Consider the following 15,330-nt stretch of genomic DNA (forward strand, 5'->3'; position numbering starts at 1 on the left):
TTCTGAGTACGCGGTTCGGGAACACCGCAAGCCTCAATGGTTTTGAAACCGAAGTCATTGAGGCTCTTAATAAAAACAACAATTTCATTTTTGAGTTAATAACTAAGGATTTTTTATGCGATTACAAATTAAGGAGTCAATATGGCGGTGACCTGTTCTCAAAATCACCAGTATTTTTCTCCAAAAGAGATGATGGTTGAAGCGGAAAAATTTGCGTTAAGTAAGGCAAACAAAACCAGCAGTATGACATTAAGCCTCGCCATTATGGCCGGCGCGTTCATCGGGTTAGCATTCTTGTTTTACATCACGGTGACCACCGGTAGTACGGGCGCTGGTTGGGGCTTGAGCCGCCTAGCTGGTGGACTCGCATTTAGCATGGGATTGATCCTCATCGTGATCTGCGGTGGTGAATTATTTACCAGCTCCGTCCTATCCAGTATTTCTTGGGCCAATAAGCAAATCTCGTTCGGTAAGATGCTTTCGATCTGGGGCAAAGTTTACGTTGGTAACTTTATTGGTGCGATGTTCCTACTTGCGTTGGTTACTGCTGCTGGTCTTTATCAGATGGATGGCGGTCAATGGGGATTAAATGCGCTTAACATCGCACAACACAAACTTCACCACACTCTCATTCAAGCGTTTGCACTCGGTATTCTCTGTAACCTGTTGGTCTGCCTAGCGATTTGGCTGACATTTAGTTCTGCAAATGCAATGACAAAAGCAGCAATGACAATTTTGCCTGTGGCAATGTTTGTCAGCAGCGGTTTTGAGCACTGTGTTGCGAACATGTTTATGGTTCCACTTGGTATTGTTATCGCGAATTTTGCACCTGAATCTTTTTGGGCATCTGTCGGTGTGCCCGCGTCACAATACACAGACCTAAACATTAGCCACTTTATTACCGCTAACTTAATTCCTGTCACGCTTGGCAACATCGTCGGCGGAGCGGTATTAGTTGGCCTTTCAAACTGGTGTATTTTTCGCCGACCAGAACTAAAAGCAGCGAATATTTCTTCTATCACTACAACTACAACACTGTCGTCAGTTAAGGATTTCACCATGAAAAATGCCTCTTTTGTTAAAGACATTATGAACCAAAAACCAGTCACCATTCGTGCAGAAACGCCAATTGCAGCCGCGCTGGATGTGTTACTTGATAACAACGTAACTAGCGCACCTGTTGTAGACGTACAAAATCGATTAGTTGGCTTCTTCTCTGCTCACGATGTGATGGTAGAACTATGGTGTGAGGACTACATTCCGGTGAAAGACCAAAAAGTCGTCGACATCATGAGCCGAGATGTGGTCGCAATTGACGCTGGTGATCGCCTCGTTGATGTTGTGGAATTCCTATGTATCGATAAAGAGCAGTTGTACCCAGCGAGCAGTATGGGTATTGCCACTCGCTTGACGTCTTTGTCTCTCGAAGAACGCGCTAAAAGTATCAAAGTAAGTAAGCCACAAGTGCTTCCTGTGCTTGAAAATGGGCAGATGGTCGGGGTGGTTACTCGTACTGAAGTATTAAAAGCACTACGCCCGATTTTTGGTGAGCGTTTAAACCTAGTGGAAAAAAGCGAGTTAGAAACAGCGTAATTCGCTAAACATTTACAACGTCTATTGGCTTTCAATCGCTATCACTGACGGGTTTATCGATGTTAGTGATGTGATTAAGATAATAAAAAAGCGCTCTTCAAGTGAAGAGCGCTTTTAGTGTATCTAAAAGGAACTAATTACTTCTTAATACCTTCGATATGAAGTTCCATATCGACGTAGCTTGAAGCACCCATTACTGGGATGTCAAAGTCAGCAAGCTCTAGGCGAGTGTTGCCAACAAAGCCAGCGCGCTCGCCGCCCCATGGGTCACTGCCAGCACCAACGAATTCAGCCTCAATAGTAATAGGCTTAGTAACACCGTGTAGCGTTAGATCACCAGTTACATCTAGTTTGCCATTGCCTTTATCAACCACTTTTGTGCTCGTAAAGGTTGCTTCACTGTATTTACCAGCATCGATGAAGTCACCACTACGAATGTGTTTGTCACGTTCAGCATGGTTTGAATCTAGGCTGGTTGTATCAACAACAACATTTACTTTTGAGCCAGCAATGTTGTTTTCATCAAAAGAAAAGTCACCAGAAAATGTATTGAAACGACCTTTGATGAAACTGTAACCCAAGTGGCTAACTTTAAAGTTGATTGAAGCGTGAGCACCTTTGGTATCGATGACATAATCTGCAGCTTGCGCACCAAATGGCAGTGCCATAGCGATAGCTAATCCTGTAGCGAAAAGTGACTTTTTCATTTTGAAGCTCCTAACATTTTTCTTAATGTGTTGTCTTTATCGATAAAGTGGTGTTTTAGTGCAGCAATAGCATGTAAACCTGCAATCAGGATGACTGCCCAAGCTGCATAGAAGTGAATCTCACCTGCAATATCTGATTGGCCTGGGAATAACTCTCCCGCTCCTGGCACGGTGAACCAATTAAACACTTCGATGCCGCGTCCATCAGACGTTGAAATGAGGTAACCTGAAACAAAGATGGTGACCAATAGTAGGTACATGACACCATGCGCTGCTTTAGCAGCAAGCACTTCGTAACGTTTGCCTTCTACCTTTGGTGACGCCGTCACATGTTTCCATACGATGCGTGCCAAAGTTAAAATAGCGAGTAAAATACCGACAGAGCGATGGTAATGCGGCGCAGTTCGATACCATTCGCTGTAATAGCTAAGGTCGACCATCCACAAACCCACTGCAAATAGACCAATAATGCACAGCGCTGATAACCAATGCATCACGCGTGCAGTAAGGTTGTAATTCTTTACCAGTGTATCCATCTCAAGTTCCTAGATATATTCCTAAGTTAATGCTGAGCAAGAAACACTACATTAACCTATTTACGTCATATGAAACAGATTATTTACCATCATTTACATCCAGCCAATGGTGCCGTATCTATCAAGTTGTTCGAATTTTTTGAAGGAACTTTAAATCGTTTGTAAAACTGAAACTTACAGCTTAATTTCTTGTTCTATCTCATACAGCTCTTCGGAAACTTCTAACATTCTGCGTTCAACCAGTAACTTAGCATCTTCAACACCCTTGTTATAATAAATTGGTCCTAGTTTTTCTGTAATAAAATCAATTAGAAACTCACTATCGAACTGGCCAATTTCAACATCTAGCTCGTCTTGCATGTAATCTTGAATGGCGGTGGCCAACGCCTCTTTTTGTGCGCGTTCTAGCTTTATCATTTTTTCCCTTTCAAATTTTTGTTCAACTTCTGCTTCTTTCGTATTGCTCTATTAAAGATTAGACACGGTCATTTGTGAGAAATTTGGTGTTTAGATCAAGAAGTTGCCGAAGTAAATTAGTCTATTCTCAAAAGACTATGCTAACCTTTTGCAGTTCGTTTTGTAATTATTAAGGGATATTCTTTGCTACTCGACCTAGTTATTCAAAGTGTTAATGATTTTCAAGACGACTGTCTTAAGCTGTGTGAAAAGCATTACCCTGCGGTGCATAACCAAGGCATGAGTGAGCATCATCTTGGTCTCGCGTTTTCAAGAAGGATGGAACATACTTTTCGTCACTTTGGATACAACTGCGTGATAAAGCCAATCGAAGTGTTGGATTCTCCAGACCTTCCCCATCACTATCGAATTTCATCCGACATTGGCACTGTCTGGGTTCTGAGTCACCATATGGTCAGTGCCGGAAAATCTTGCCGGGAAAACTTACTCTCATCAATTACGGAATGGCAGAGTGAATATGGCTATGCCTTACAGCCTAATGACCTACTCTTTTTGGTTTGCGATCATTGGATAAGTCGCAGCAAAACGAGCCGAGAATTGCTTCATTGGTGGATGGGTGAACTACCCGATCAGATCAACGAATACACAGAACAAGGAATCACACTGTACACCAGCGAGTCGCAACTCACGCAATCGTTGGACACTCGATTCGGTATTAGCCCTTGTTACATTAAGTTTGGGCATCCTTTACGGCGTTCGAACAAACAGCAGTTAGTCAGAAAATATTTGCAGTTGTATGCCGTACTGCAATGGTAGCATCAAATTGAAGTGCTGAGATTATCAATTATTTCATCAATTTGTTTGATGTCACTCGACAAACCTACCCATCCATTACCATCGTTCTTGCTTGAGTTAATGAGCACACTTAGATTCATTGCCAATGAAATAGAAAAATTAGCGCGATAACGCTGATGTTGAGACATTGATTTAGGTTGTGGTAACAATGATGAGCATCTCGCAACTACTTAGTTGCATCCGGAAACAAGCCGACGGGCAGTATATTGCGAAATACGCGAACTTCACTCTCCGCAGTGTCTTTCAACCCATATATAAGAACGATATTTCCATCGTTGGCCTTGAAGCACTGGTAAGAATTAGCAATGCCAATGGCACCATGGTTAGGCCAGATCAGTTTTTCCAATCCAAAGCGACTCCCACTCAAGATTTGCTCAATGTTGAACGCTTAAGTCGCCTAATCCATATCAAAAATTTCTCTCAGTCTCGCTTTCACACAAAACAATTGTTTCTCAATGTATTACCGGTAGCGGCAGAGATACTAGTCAAAGACATCACGTATAACCGACTGCTAAAACAAACCATTTATGAATCGCATTTGATGAATGAACAAATCGTCATGGAGTTACTTGAATTGAAGGTGGAGGATGAACTCTCTTTGTCGCAAGCAGCTCGTGAATTAAGCCAAGGCGGGTTTAAATTGGCGATCGACGATTATGGCGTCAATGCATCGACAACTGAGCGAGTGAGAAGCGTTTGCCCAGATATAATCAAGATGGATCGCTCTTTATTGCTAAGGTATGAAAACGGTGATTTTAAAGCGCTTAACGATGCATTATCACTCGCAAAAGCGTTATGCTCTAAAACCGTTATCGAAGGAATTGAAACCGAGCATCAACTTCGCTTAATGAAAAAGCTCGGTTTCGATATGTATCAAGGGTACCTACTTGCTATCCCCCAAACGTTAGACGTCTATGAAGAGGCAAAAACAGCCTGGCTATGTAAGAACAAAAGTTTGCGCGGTTTAGCGAGAGCTACGTGATTTACCACGATTTTTATGAATCGCCAATTTTGCTTTTAGCTTACGCTTCTCAGATGAACGACTACGACGACGCCCACCCCCATTTTGTTCAGGCTCAACTTCTTCGACAAGACTTGGTTCGAAACCTGCCAGCCATTCTTGGGGTAAGCGTTGATCAAGCAGGTTCTCGATAGCTTGCAACAAGTACTCCTCATCTCTACTCATCAGAGAAACCGCCAAACCTGACTTTCCTGCTCTTCCAGTGCGGCCAATTCGATGGACATAATCTTCTGCTTTGAATGGCATATCAAAGTTCACGACTTGTTCTAGCTCTTGAATATCTAACCCTCGTGCTGCCACATCGGTTGCAATCAAAGCACGCACCTTACCTTGTTTAAATTCATCCAAAGCTCTTTGGCGGGCGCCTTGTGATTTATCGCCGTTGATAGAAACCGCTTTGATGCCATCTAACTTGAGCTCTTTCGCTAACTCATCACTGCCTTGCTTCGTTTTTGTAAATACAAGCACTTGCTGCCAATTCCGCGAGCCAATTAAGTACGCTAGCAATTCACGTTTCCGTTTTTTATCCACTGGATAAACCATTTGTGTTACCGTTTCAGCAGTCGTATTTGCTGGTGAAACTTCGACTTCAACTGGCGATTCCATGAGTTTATACGCAATAGTTTTGATTCGCTTCTCAAATGTCGCAGAGAACAATAGGATCTGTTTCTCAGCAGGCAAACGTCGGAAGATGCGCTGCAAGTCAGGCCAAAATCCCATATCTAACATACGGTCGGCTTCGTCTAACACGAGCATACCGGTTTTAGAGATGTTTACGTTACCATTAAACAGGTGATCCAAAAGGCGGCCTGGCGTGGCAATCAAAATATCAGCGCCCTCTTCTAACTTTCTCTTTTGTACGCCAATGCTTGTACCACCATAAACACACACAATGCGAAGTTCTGTTTCTGCCGAGTACTGATTCAAATTATCAAATACCTGCTGTGCAAGCTCGCGTGTTGGAACCAAAATCAATGCTTGAGGTGTGCCGTTAAGTTTCTTTTGCTGAACGGTTTGTATGATAGGTAAACCAAACGCAGCCGTTTTTCCCGTACCAGTTTGTGCAGCAGCAAGTAAGTTTTTTCCTGCAAGGACGTGTGGAATTGACTTTTCTTGCACTGGTGTTGGCGTCACGATATTTAGATTGCCTAGCGTCTCGATTAGCTTTTGTTCGATGCCTAAATCAGCAAAATTAACAGACATGTGTAACCTCATTATTTTTGGAGCGCAGAGTTTACCAGAGCCCCTAAAGCCATACTACTTTTCTATCTCATTGAGTTGAGTCATTAAGCTGTTGCTGAAAATCATACGACTGGCGCAAAACATCTCGATAAAGTGACGAGAACTTCTCTTCTAATTCGGTGTAATCACTTTCAATCACTTTAAATGTTGTGGTTAAGTCTGCCATTCTAGGACTTCTTTGCGACATCCGATGTAGTGCAAATTCTATATTGTCTAGATCTTGATAGGATTGAAGCCATCGGCCATGCCACATTCTGCTGTGGAGCACCAAAAAACGTGGAGGCAAATGTTCATGAACCTCTCGGTTTACTCTCTCGTATGCCGTTTGGACAAAGTGTTCGAGAGGCACGGAATGAAAGTCGTTCCAGTGTTTTGCGAGGCAATGATCCCAAAACATATCCAAAGCGATAGGTGCAAAACGTCGCGCAACACCAGTGAAATGAGGCTTACATTCGTTGACGATTGGATGATGGTCTGTAATACGGTCAACAAATCTATGTAATCTGATGCCATTTGAGATATCGCGATCATACAGCTTGCTTGGATCTCCTTTTACGAAGTCTCCAAGCAAGTTTCCCAATAAATGGCTGTTACTGTGATCTGCGATATGCAGGTGGGCTAGAAAGTTCATTCGACGCCAGTTTTGGCCTCTAGGGCTTGGTGTGACATGAACCTAGTATAACGTCAATTACGACGAGATGAGAGTGTTCCGCTATTCGGCTTCATTGTCTGAGCCAACGTATTCCGACAAGATAATGCCAATTTCAAGCGCATCTAGCAGCTCTAGGCTCTCATCGTTTTGGTATTGGTCGCTCATTGTGACCTCCTTTATTTTAAGCTCTCTTGCTTTTACTTGCTGACGGCCTGACTCTTGCCATATCCACATCAGCAACTCCTTTTTATAGTCTTTATATGACACATTCATGACAGCGAGAAGTAAAGATTTAAAAACCTATGAGCATAATCAAAAGTAAACGATTGCAATTAGATTTCATATCCGCTCAACACTTTAGAGAAATGACTCTTTTATCAACATTCATGTCAATTTAAAGATATAACATACTGTTATAGGCGTCCTTAGATCTCATTTCTTAAACTAAATTTAGTATTCGTTACATATTTTGCTGATTAACTTCGCATATTTTGTTTCGATATAGCAATAGATTTGGTCAATATCTTTTATCTCTAATGGAGCTTTAAATGAGAGAAGTTGAGTTTAGAACGATAGACAGGCTGTTTATCAAGATGTCTATCAACGACAAAATGTGGGTTATATTCCTACTATTTTTAGTAGCCCTCACTTCAGTGGCTGGAAGCCGCTACTTCAATGAAATACAACAATTTGAGCAGCAAGCCATCTCGTCGAGCGAAGCGAAGCTTTCTGGTATCGTTGATGCTCAATCAAACCGCGCTACAGAAATTGACGGCGTATCGAAATCGAACCGCGTAAGCGAAAGTTCTTTTGTCGATGGGTCTGTCACCGCTTATGCCAAGTTGCATTCTGGGGAAGTGATTAAGCTGACTCAAAATGTGTCCACACAATACGAATCGTTAAAATCATCAGCTCTATCGTCACTATTACTCAGCTTCTTATGGGTTATTCCTTTTGCCCTATTCTCTTACTGGGTGGCAACGTTTATCGGAGGAGCTCTGTGGGTTTTATATACAACAACCGAAAAAATTGGTGACGGTGACTTAACCTCTCGTCTTGGTTTCCATCCAGGTCGAGATGAATTCGGTACCATCGGCTGTGCGCTAGACAAGTCTATGGATACCTTAAGTGAACTGGTTAATAGTGTTAAAAATAATGCAACGATGTTGAGCGAGACATCTTCTGCATTCGAAAAAGATATGCAGTTGAGTGAAACCCAGATATCTCATCAATATCAAACGCTTGATTCAGTCGCGACGGCAATGGAAGAAATGACAGCCTCTGCAAAGGAGGTATCAAGTATTTCTCAACAAGCAACGACGCAGTCAGACCAAGATGCCCAGAAGATCGAACTAAGCAGAAGCCGTGTACAAAACGTGATTGGCGAGATAGAGACGTTATCTAGCTATATTGAACAAGCCTCTACGTCAGTAACCAATTTAAACGAGAATACGACGCAGATTAATGACGTGATCACAACGATTAACGCCATTTCAGAACAAACTAATCTGTTGGCACTAAACGCAGCAATCGAAGCAGCCCGTGCTGGTGAACAAGGTCGTGGATTTGCAGTGGTTGCCGATGAAGTACGTACATTAGCAAGCAGAACTCAACAGGCAACAGTAGAGATCCAAGCCATGATTGAGAAGCTTCAAATAGAGAGTCAGAACATTGCTTCAATCACCAACCGAACCGTTCAGCAAGCTCAAACCAGCAGCCAGCTTATTGATGAAATCGGCCATGATGTTACCTCTATTGCCGAGTCAGCACGCTCATTAATGGACATGAGCATTCAGATTTCCACATCTGCTGAAGAACAAAGCGCAGTTGCTAACGATATTGCATCGGAACTTTCAGAAATTCGTAGTCAATCAAGCACAATCAGAGAAGTGGCGGAGCAATCTACCGCTGGCGTCGCTAATCTCACGCAAGCCTCCGTTTCTCTTGGTGAGATATTACAACGCTACCGCACCGCATAACGTTGTGGAACTTATGATCAACAAGGGCTCCTTAGGGAGCCCTTTTCTTTAAACCGTGTTCAACTATTACCTTCGATATTTTCTACGACATCCAAGTGGATATTTGAAGTGAATCTCAAGTTCTCGCTGTACCCGATGAAATAATGTTCTTAAACAGAGCGTTCCGCTATGCTTGATCTTGCCAATTCCAATTTGCTGCTGGAAAACAATATGAATAATTACAAAGACACAAAAGACATAGAGAACCTGAATTGCCCACTCTGCCAAGGAGATGAATATCTCATTTCATCGGATGGCGAGAAATTCACATGCGCTGCTTGCGGATTTCATACAAAAAACTTCTCATCTATCCAATGTCTACATCAAACGCCTTACCTACAGTCTAAACTTAAGCACATCCACAGCTTAAGTCCGGTTTGCCATTAATAGGTCAAACAGAGCAGCCACACAGCTGCTCTTTTAATTCATCTAAATGATGGATGCGAATTACACGCTCGTCATCAACACGATTGATAGCTTCACCATTAAATAACTGCACCGTTTTGATACCGGCGTTTAGTCCCGCCTCGACTCCTTTAGGCGTGTCATCAATATAAAGACAGTCACTTGGTAAAAAGCCCATGCTCATAGCACTGTACATGATTAAATCGGGCTCAGGCTTCCAACTATTCGCATCGAATGCCGAGAACACTTTCCCTCGGAAAGCATCGAGTAAACCGGTTAACTCCAAAGCGTATTCAATTTTATCTTTAGGTCCATTAGACGCCACACAATATTCGATATTATGCGAATCCAAAAACTGAATTAATCGTTTTGCGCCATCCATCGGCTGTAAGTGACGCACAAAAAGAGACTGGACTTCTTCTCGGTATTGCGGCTCTAAAACATCAATTGGGACTTTGATATCTTTCAATTCTTTAGTATCTAAAAGGATGTCAGCGAGCTTTCCTCCTTTAAAGTGAGAAACGCACTCTTCCATCGTTAACTCAGCCCCATGCTGGTTAAATACATTGACGAGCGCTTGGCAACACAGTCTTTCGCTGTCGACCAACGTACCATCACAGTCAAATATCACGCACTTAATATTGGTAATTGCCATAGCCATCTCCAGACGTCTTAAAGGCTCAAGCCCAAGCTGATTTTAAGAATGTTTGGATTAATCTTATTTGAGTTTGGGATTGTTGAAACGACGAGCTTGGCATTTCATGGAAATAGAAGGGAGCAATTACAGTTTTTCTAAGCAAGATCACCCAACGTCATCTTGCTTTACTTTTTATGCACATTGATGTGTAAGTTAGTTTTCGATAACCACTGAGTCTAACAGTTTTTGCTCGGTGCTTAGTCTTTTAGCCAGATCAGCCACAAACGAGCTTTTGTATTTTGATTCAGAAACAGCAACATCAGAGATGAGTGTATTTCCTTCGAGATGGCTAACAATAGCAGCACCAATTGGGACTCCAGATTTAAAACCAACATATAATTCAAAATCTGGCGTGAGGATAATCTGTGTCAGATATTCAATGATCATATCTTTATCATACTGCTGTTCCCAGCGCTGAGATTGCAAGATAGAGAACATAATGGTCAGTCGATGAAAATCGACCAGAAAAATATCGTCGGGGTTAAATTCAGAGTCACTTTCCAGTAGTGTGTCTTTGTCGACTACTTGATACGTTGCTTTTTCTAGCGTTTTGAAATAGACATCGCGCCCTTTCAAACTCTCTGGTGTCGGAAATTCAACTTCGACCAGATCATACAGCCATGTATTTTTACGCTCGATACTGGCTAACTGTTGTTCATTCATCTTGATACCTTCGTTTAGAGCATTACATTAGCATGAAGCCCGCAACAAACCTAGCGCACATAGACCTTTCCGTGGCTAAATTTTGTTTTAGGTGCAAACCTCTGATAGATTTCATCAATATCTTTCCTAGTTAAGGACAAAAATAATGAAAAAGATGCTGTTAAGTGCATTGCTTGCTACTACTCTAGTTGGTTGTTCAGATAACGATGTTGCTGACGTGGGGCTCGGTTGGTTTACTTTGAAAGACATCAAAGTCGGTGAGTTGAAAGACGAGGTGGTAACAGGTGTCACATGTCACATCGCCTCTATCGAAGCGGATTTCAGCTTAGCAGATCCAAGTGATAGCTCAATATCATGTCGTCAGACTGGCGAAATCACACCGGAAATGATTGCAAAAATAGATAAGAGTAAGTCCGGTGAAATTGTATTTAAGAAGTCAAAAAGCATTTTCTTCAAAACAATGAAGGTTCGCCGTATTTATGATGCCGATAACCAAACCTTACTCTACTTGTCTTATACAACAAAAGAGACCGATGGTAGTTTTAAGCATAGCCTTTCGACAGTCCCACTTTGGGGTACCAAGGCTTACGTTGAGCCAACTGAAGTGAAAAAGTAACGCGGGTAAATTTAGTTAGCGCGGAGCAGGCTCTTTCCGGGCGCTGCTGAGCAACAAGTTTAAAAAACAACCCATTGCAATACGACAAGCCTCATAAATTGCAGCTGCTTTGGTTGCTATTTACTCAGCTCGCTGATTTTTTCAGCGAGCAGACTTCTTTGTAATAAATCGCCACGATTTTCATTTTTTTGTGATACAATCCCGCCTCTTTTTTTTCTCACTCAAAAACAAGCATGAAGTTTCCTGGTCAGCGTAAATCTAAACACTACTTCCCAACTCACGCTCGAGATCCATTAGTAAACCAAATCCGACAGGCACCTAAGCTATATCGCCCAACTATTGTTGGTGTCGGTCAAACCATTGTAGATATCGAAGCACGTGTAGATGACGCGTTTTTAGAGAAATACAACCTGAGTAAAGGACATTCGCTCGTTCTTGAAGAAAGCAAAGCAGATGCACTTTACGAAGAACTGGTTGAGCAAGGCCTGATCACACACCAATACCCAGGTGACACGATTGGCAATACTCTTCACAACTACTCAGTTTTAGCCGATAGCAAATCCGTTTTGCTCGGTGTGATGTCTAAGAACATTCAAGTCGGTTCTTTTGCTTATCGCTACCTTTGCCGTACGTCTTCACGCATGAACCTTAACCATTTACAAACGGTAGATGGCCCTATTGGTCGCTGCTACACCCTAATTTCTCAAGACGGTGAGCGTACATTTGCTATCAACGAAGGTCATATGAATCAACTACTTCCGGAAAGCATTCCTGAAGAGATCTTTGAGAAAGCATCAGCCCTGGTTGTTTCTTCTTACCTAATGCGTGGTAAAGAAGAAGATCCAATGCCTAAAGCGGTACAAAGAGCGATCGACTTTGCTAAGAAGCACGATGTCCCTGTTGTACTTACGTTAGGGACAAAGTACGTTATCGAAGGTAACGCACAGTGGTGGCAAGAATACATTCGCGAAAACATTTCTGTTGTCGCTATGAATGAAGAAGAAGGTGCGGCGTTAACAGGTGAAACAGAGCCGCTAGCTGCTGCTGATAAAGCACTTGAGTGGGTTGATCTCGTACTTTGTACAGCAGGACCAAATGGTCTGTACATGGCTGGTTACACCGATGAGAAAGTAAAACGAGAAACCACACACGACATCCTTGAAAGCTCCCTCGAAGCCTTTAACCAGTACGAGTTTAGTCGTGCGATGCGTAAAGAAGACTGTCAAAACCCAATGAAGGTCTACTCTCACATCGGCCCTTACCTTGGTGGACCATTAGAGATTAAGAACACTAACGGTGCAGGTGATGCAGCCCTTTCAGCCTTACTGCATGACATGGCAGCAAACTCTTTTCACCAAAAAGAAGTGCCTAACTCAGAAAAGCACGAAGTACGATGCTTAACCTACTCCTCACTTTCTCAGATTTGTAAATACGCAAACCGAGTAAGCTATGAAGTGTTGACGCAGCACTCTCCTCGCCTATCGCGAGCGCTTCCTGAACGAGAAGATAGCTTAGAAGAGACTTATTGGGATCGTTAAAACGACAGCTTTAAAGCTAAAAATATATCAAGGTCACCATTTGGTGGCCTTTTTGTTTTTATCTAGCACTATAACGAGTAGATTTCGTTAGTATGTCGCACAATACGAAGCAGTAAACTCTTTACAAGCCTAACCGAAACAGTACCATCACCAAGCAGACCTTTGCCTCACAATAATACTCGTTATAACTCAGGTAGTTTTTCAACGCTACCTGTGTGCCACTTTGGGGATTCTCCATGCAGTCAGATATCGAAATTTGCCGAAACACACCACTTTCTTCTATTGATGTTATCGCGGAAAAAGTAGGACTATTGCCCGAAGAGTATGACACTCACGGGAAGCACAAAGCCAAAGTCCACCCAAAATGTTTGGAACGACTCAAAGCAAATGATGACGGTAAACTTGTACTCGTCACTGCGATCACGCCGACTCCTCTTGGCGAAGGAAAAACCGTTACGACGATAGGACTGGCGCAAGGTTTAGCAAAGCTTAATCAATCTGTTATTGCATGTATAAGGCAACCTTCGATGGGACCCGTCTTCGGTATTAAAGGTGGCGCAGCGGGCGGCGGTTATTCTCAAGTAGCTCCAATGGAAGAGTTAAACTTACACCTTACTGGTGACATTCACGCAGTGACAGCGGCGCACAACCTTGCTTCAGCCGCTCTTGACGCTCGCTTGTTCCATGAGCAACGCGAGGGTTATGATGCCTTTGAATCACGCACCGGGTTAAGAGCACTTAAAATCGACACGGCAAGTATTACTTGGAAACGAGTGATGGACCATAATGATCGTGCACTACGTAAAGTCAAAATTGGCCTCAATGATGCAGGAAAAACCATCAATGGTTTCGAGCGTGACGAAGGGTTCGATATTTCAGCCGCTTCTGAGTTAATGGCTATCATTGCACTAGCCAAAGATTTAAAAGATTTACGTCAACGTATTGGGAAAATTGTCGTAGCGTACGATTTGAACGGAAACCCCGTCACTACGGAAGATCTACAAGTTGCAGGAGCAATGGCAGTAACACTAAAAGAGGCGATTGCACCAACACTGATGCAAACTCTAGAAGGTGTTCCTACGTTGATCCATGCAGGTCCATTTGCAAACATCGCCCATGGAAATTCATCCATTATCGCGGACGATATTGCGCTAAAACTGTCAGGTTACACGGTAACTGAAGCCGGTTTTGGTTCGGATATGGGATTTGAGAAAGCGTGTAACATTAAAGCTGCTGCCGCCAACAAAGCCCCGGACTGTGTAGTGATCGTAGCAACATTACGCGGCCTCAAAGCGAATTCCGGACACTACGATTTACGACCAGGTATGGCTATTCCAGATTCCATTTTTAATCCGGACCAAGCAGCATTGGAGGCTGGGTTTGAAAATTTAAAATGGCACATAAATAACGTTCATAAATACGGTTTACCTGCTGTCGTTGCCATTAACCAGTTTCCACAAGATTGTGTGAAAGAGCTTAAAGCTCTTGAAGATCTGATTCACCAATTTAATCCCGAAGTTAAAGTAGCCATCAGCACCGCTTTTTCGCAAGGCGGACAAGGCGCAACGGAACTAGCTCAACATGTTATTGATGCGTGTACCACGCCTGTAGAGTTTTGTCCGTTATACAACAAAGAGCAATCATTACTCGAAAAGCTCATGGCAGTATGTGAAGCGGGCTATGGAGCAACCAATATAGAAATGACTCCTATCGCGACTGAACAGCTCAAACATTTTGAGCAATTAGGCTTTAACAACTTAGCGGTTTGCATCGCGAAGACACCACTATCTATAACCACGGACTCCGCAGTCAAAGGGGCACCAACTGGTTTTACCGTCCCAATCCGCGAGCTGCGCTTGTGTGCGGGTGCAGGATTCGTTTATGCATTATCTGGTACCGTGATGACGATGCCAGGCTTACCTGATAAACCCGCATTTATGAACTTAGATCTTGATGATGAAGGAAATATCGTCGGTCTCTCTTAGTGCAGTGATAACGTATCGCTATCAGTGAAGTGAGCATATTCATTGAGTGAGTGGTCTACTTACCTATCCACTCACTCTCAACAACTGTGAAAAGAGTTGTCTCAGGCCTTCTACTCTTGAATCGTTGATACAAAGCTCTCCTGCCTTACATCAACGCGCCTGTTTTAGGCCTTTAGAGTTAAGACGCTAACCCTAAGCCTTGTTTGGCGATAGTTATTAAGCTAGAAAACCCTATTTATCTTCTTGTTTTGTCGCCACTTTACATTGTAAATCCATACTTGTTGACTGACCCGTCCTGATATGGGTTGACACTTTTTAACTAAAACGCTCGATGTACTTCATCGGGCGTTTTGTATTTTAAAGCCGTATGAGGCCTCATTTGATT

Annotated in this window: 15 protein-coding genes; 7 read left to right on the top strand and 8 right to left on the bottom strand. The window is 42.8% G+C overall.

What is annotated here, in order from left to right:
- Positions 1-141 precede the first annotated feature (141 nt).
- The gene (focA, locus tag R7E47_RS15165; protein WP_318084567.1) at positions 142-1,593 is read left to right on the top strand and encodes a formate transporter FocA; all 1,452 of its coding nucleotides are present in this window, start codon (positions 142-144) and stop codon (positions 1,591-1,593) included.
- 137 nt (positions 1,594-1,730) lie between these two features.
- Here the strand turns inward: focA and R7E47_RS15170 are convergent, their stop codons facing one another.
- The 3 genes from R7E47_RS15170 to R7E47_RS15180 all read right to left on the bottom strand — a co-directional run bounded on the left by R7E47_RS15170 (position 1,731) and on the right by R7E47_RS15180 (position 3,253).
- A complete protein-coding gene (locus tag R7E47_RS15170) occupies positions 1,731-2,300 on the bottom strand; it encodes a YceI family protein (protein WP_158173064.1) in 570 nt (189 codons plus the stop codon).
- Complete coding sequence (locus tag R7E47_RS15175) at positions 2,297-2,836, bottom strand: cytochrome b (protein ID WP_005390157.1); 540 nt, start codon at positions 2,834-2,836, stop codon at positions 2,297-2,299. Before R7E47_RS15175 ends, R7E47_RS15170 begins: the two co-directional genes overlap by 4 nt.
- Before the next feature lie 174 nt (positions 2,837-3,010).
- On the bottom strand, positions 3,011-3,253 hold the full coding sequence (locus tag R7E47_RS15180; RefSeq protein WP_042520836.1) for a DUF2164 domain-containing protein: 243 nt from the start codon (positions 3,251-3,253) through the stop codon (positions 3,011-3,013).
- A 183-nt stretch (positions 3,254-3,436) separates the two neighbouring features.
- Between R7E47_RS15180 and R7E47_RS15185 the strand changes: the two genes are divergently transcribed.
- Together R7E47_RS15185 and R7E47_RS15190 are read left to right on the top strand one after the other, a co-directional pair.
- Positions 3,437-4,069: a hypothetical protein gene (locus R7E47_RS15185; protein WP_005376385.1), complete on the top strand. Its 633-nt coding sequence runs from the start codon at positions 3,437-3,439 to the stop codon at positions 4,067-4,069.
- Between the two features lie 187 nt (positions 4,070-4,256).
- Entirely contained in the window at positions 4,257-5,090 is an 834-nt protein-coding gene (locus R7E47_RS15190; protein WP_258670282.1) for an EAL domain-containing protein, read from the top strand.
- Here R7E47_RS15190 and R7E47_RS15195 read toward each other — a convergent pair.
- The 3 genes from R7E47_RS15195 to R7E47_RS15205 all read right to left on the bottom strand — a co-directional run bounded on the left by R7E47_RS15195 (position 5,073) and on the right by R7E47_RS15205 (position 7,257).
- Positions 5,073-6,332, bottom strand: a complete 1,260-nt coding sequence (locus R7E47_RS15195; protein ID WP_005376383.1) for a DEAD/DEAH box helicase — start codon at positions 6,330-6,332, stop codon at positions 5,073-5,075. The two genes, R7E47_RS15190 and R7E47_RS15195, sit on opposite strands and share 18 nt — an antisense overlap.
- 67 nt (positions 6,333-6,399) lie before the next feature.
- Positions 6,400-7,002, bottom strand: a complete 603-nt coding sequence (locus tag R7E47_RS15200) for an ACP phosphodiesterase (protein ID WP_033906543.1) — start codon at positions 7,000-7,002, stop codon at positions 6,400-6,402.
- An 81-nt stretch (positions 7,003-7,083) separates the two neighbouring features.
- Entirely contained in the window at positions 7,084-7,257 is a 174-nt protein-coding gene (locus R7E47_RS15205) for a hypothetical protein (protein ID WP_005376381.1), read from the bottom strand.
- A 314-nt stretch (positions 7,258-7,571) separates the two neighbouring features.
- Here R7E47_RS15205 and R7E47_RS15210 point away from each other — a divergent pair, with 314 nt between their 5' ends.
- Entirely contained in the window at positions 7,572-9,002 is a 1,431-nt protein-coding gene (locus R7E47_RS15210; protein WP_213898345.1) for a methyl-accepting chemotaxis protein, read from the top strand.
- A gap of 430 nt (positions 9,003-9,432) precedes the next feature.
- Here the strand turns inward: R7E47_RS15210 and R7E47_RS15215 are convergent, their stop codons facing one another.
- Both R7E47_RS15215 and R7E47_RS15220 read right to left on the bottom strand, forming a co-directional pair.
- Entirely contained in the window at positions 9,433-10,101 is a 669-nt protein-coding gene (locus R7E47_RS15215) for an HAD-IA family hydrolase (protein WP_047103569.1), read from the bottom strand.
- A gap of 195 nt (positions 10,102-10,296) precedes the next feature.
- Complete coding sequence (locus R7E47_RS15220) at positions 10,297-10,806, bottom strand: hypothetical protein (RefSeq protein WP_005376378.1); 510 nt, start codon at positions 10,804-10,806, stop codon at positions 10,297-10,299.
- Between the two features lie 145 nt (positions 10,807-10,951).
- Between R7E47_RS15220 and R7E47_RS15225 the strand changes: the two genes are divergently transcribed.
- The 3 genes from R7E47_RS15225 (at position 10,952) to R7E47_RS15235 (ending at position 14,945) form a co-directional block, all read left to right on the top strand.
- Positions 10,952-11,422, top strand: a complete 471-nt coding sequence (locus R7E47_RS15225; RefSeq protein WP_005397614.1) for a CreA family protein — start codon at positions 10,952-10,954, stop codon at positions 11,420-11,422.
- Positions 11,423-11,655: 233 nt separating this feature from the next.
- A complete protein-coding gene (locus tag R7E47_RS15230; RefSeq protein ID WP_005376376.1) occupies positions 11,656-12,960 on the top strand; it encodes an inosine/guanosine kinase in 1,305 nt (434 codons plus the stop codon).
- Between the two features lie 236 nt (positions 12,961-13,196).
- Complete coding sequence (locus R7E47_RS15235) at positions 13,197-14,945, top strand: formate--tetrahydrofolate ligase (protein ID WP_104976103.1); 1,749 nt, start codon at positions 13,197-13,199, stop codon at positions 14,943-14,945.
- The last annotated feature ends 385 nt before the right edge of the window (positions 14,946-15,330 follow it).

The sequence above is a fragment of the Vibrio sp. Vb1026 genome, from assembly GCF_033338745.1.
GTDB classification, from domain to species: domain Bacteria; phylum Pseudomonadota; class Gammaproteobacteria; order Enterobacterales; family Vibrionaceae; genus Vibrio; species Vibrio alginolyticus.

Coding starts and splice junctions, on each gene's coding strand:
- focA (WP_318084567.1), top strand. CDS start 142: ATGGCGGTGACCTGTTCTCAAAATCACCAGTATTTTTCTCCAAAAGAG.
- R7E47_RS15170 (WP_158173064.1), bottom strand. CDS start 2,300: ATGAAAAAGTCACTTTTCGCTACAGGATTAGCTATCGCTATGGCACTG.
- R7E47_RS15175 (WP_005390157.1), bottom strand. CDS start 2,836: ATGGATACACTGGTAAAGAATTACAACCTTACTGCACGCGTGATGCAT.
- R7E47_RS15180 (WP_042520836.1), bottom strand. CDS start 3,253: ATGATAAAGCTAGAACGCGCACAAAAAGAGGCGTTGGCCACCGCCATT.
- R7E47_RS15190 (WP_258670282.1), top strand. CDS start 4,257: ATGATGAGCATCTCGCAACTACTTAGTTGCATCCGGAAACAAGCCGAC.
- R7E47_RS15195 (WP_005376383.1), bottom strand. CDS start 6,332: ATGTCTGTTAATTTTGCTGATTTAGGCATCGAACAAAAGCTAATCGAG.
- R7E47_RS15200 (WP_033906543.1), bottom strand. CDS start 7,002: ATGAACTTTCTAGCCCACCTGCATATCGCAGATCACAGTAACAGCCAT.
- R7E47_RS15205 (WP_005376381.1), bottom strand. CDS start 7,257: ATGTGGATATGGCAAGAGTCAGGCCGTCAGCAAGTAAAAGCAAGAGAG.
- R7E47_RS15210 (WP_213898345.1), top strand. CDS start 7,572: ATGAGAGAAGTTGAGTTTAGAACGATAGACAGGCTGTTTATCAAGATG.
- R7E47_RS15215 (WP_047103569.1), bottom strand. CDS start 10,101: ATGGCAATTACCAATATTAAGTGCGTGATATTTGACTGTGATGGTACG.
- R7E47_RS15220 (WP_005376378.1), bottom strand. CDS start 10,806: ATGAATGAACAACAGTTAGCCAGTATCGAGCGTAAAAATACATGGCTG.
- R7E47_RS15225 (WP_005397614.1), top strand. CDS start 10,952: ATGAAAAAGATGCTGTTAAGTGCATTGCTTGCTACTACTCTAGTTGGT.
- R7E47_RS15230 (WP_005376376.1), top strand. CDS start 11,656: ATGAAGTTTCCTGGTCAGCGTAAATCTAAACACTACTTCCCAACTCAC.
- R7E47_RS15235 (WP_104976103.1), top strand. CDS start 13,197: ATGCAGTCAGATATCGAAATTTGCCGAAACACACCACTTTCTTCTATT.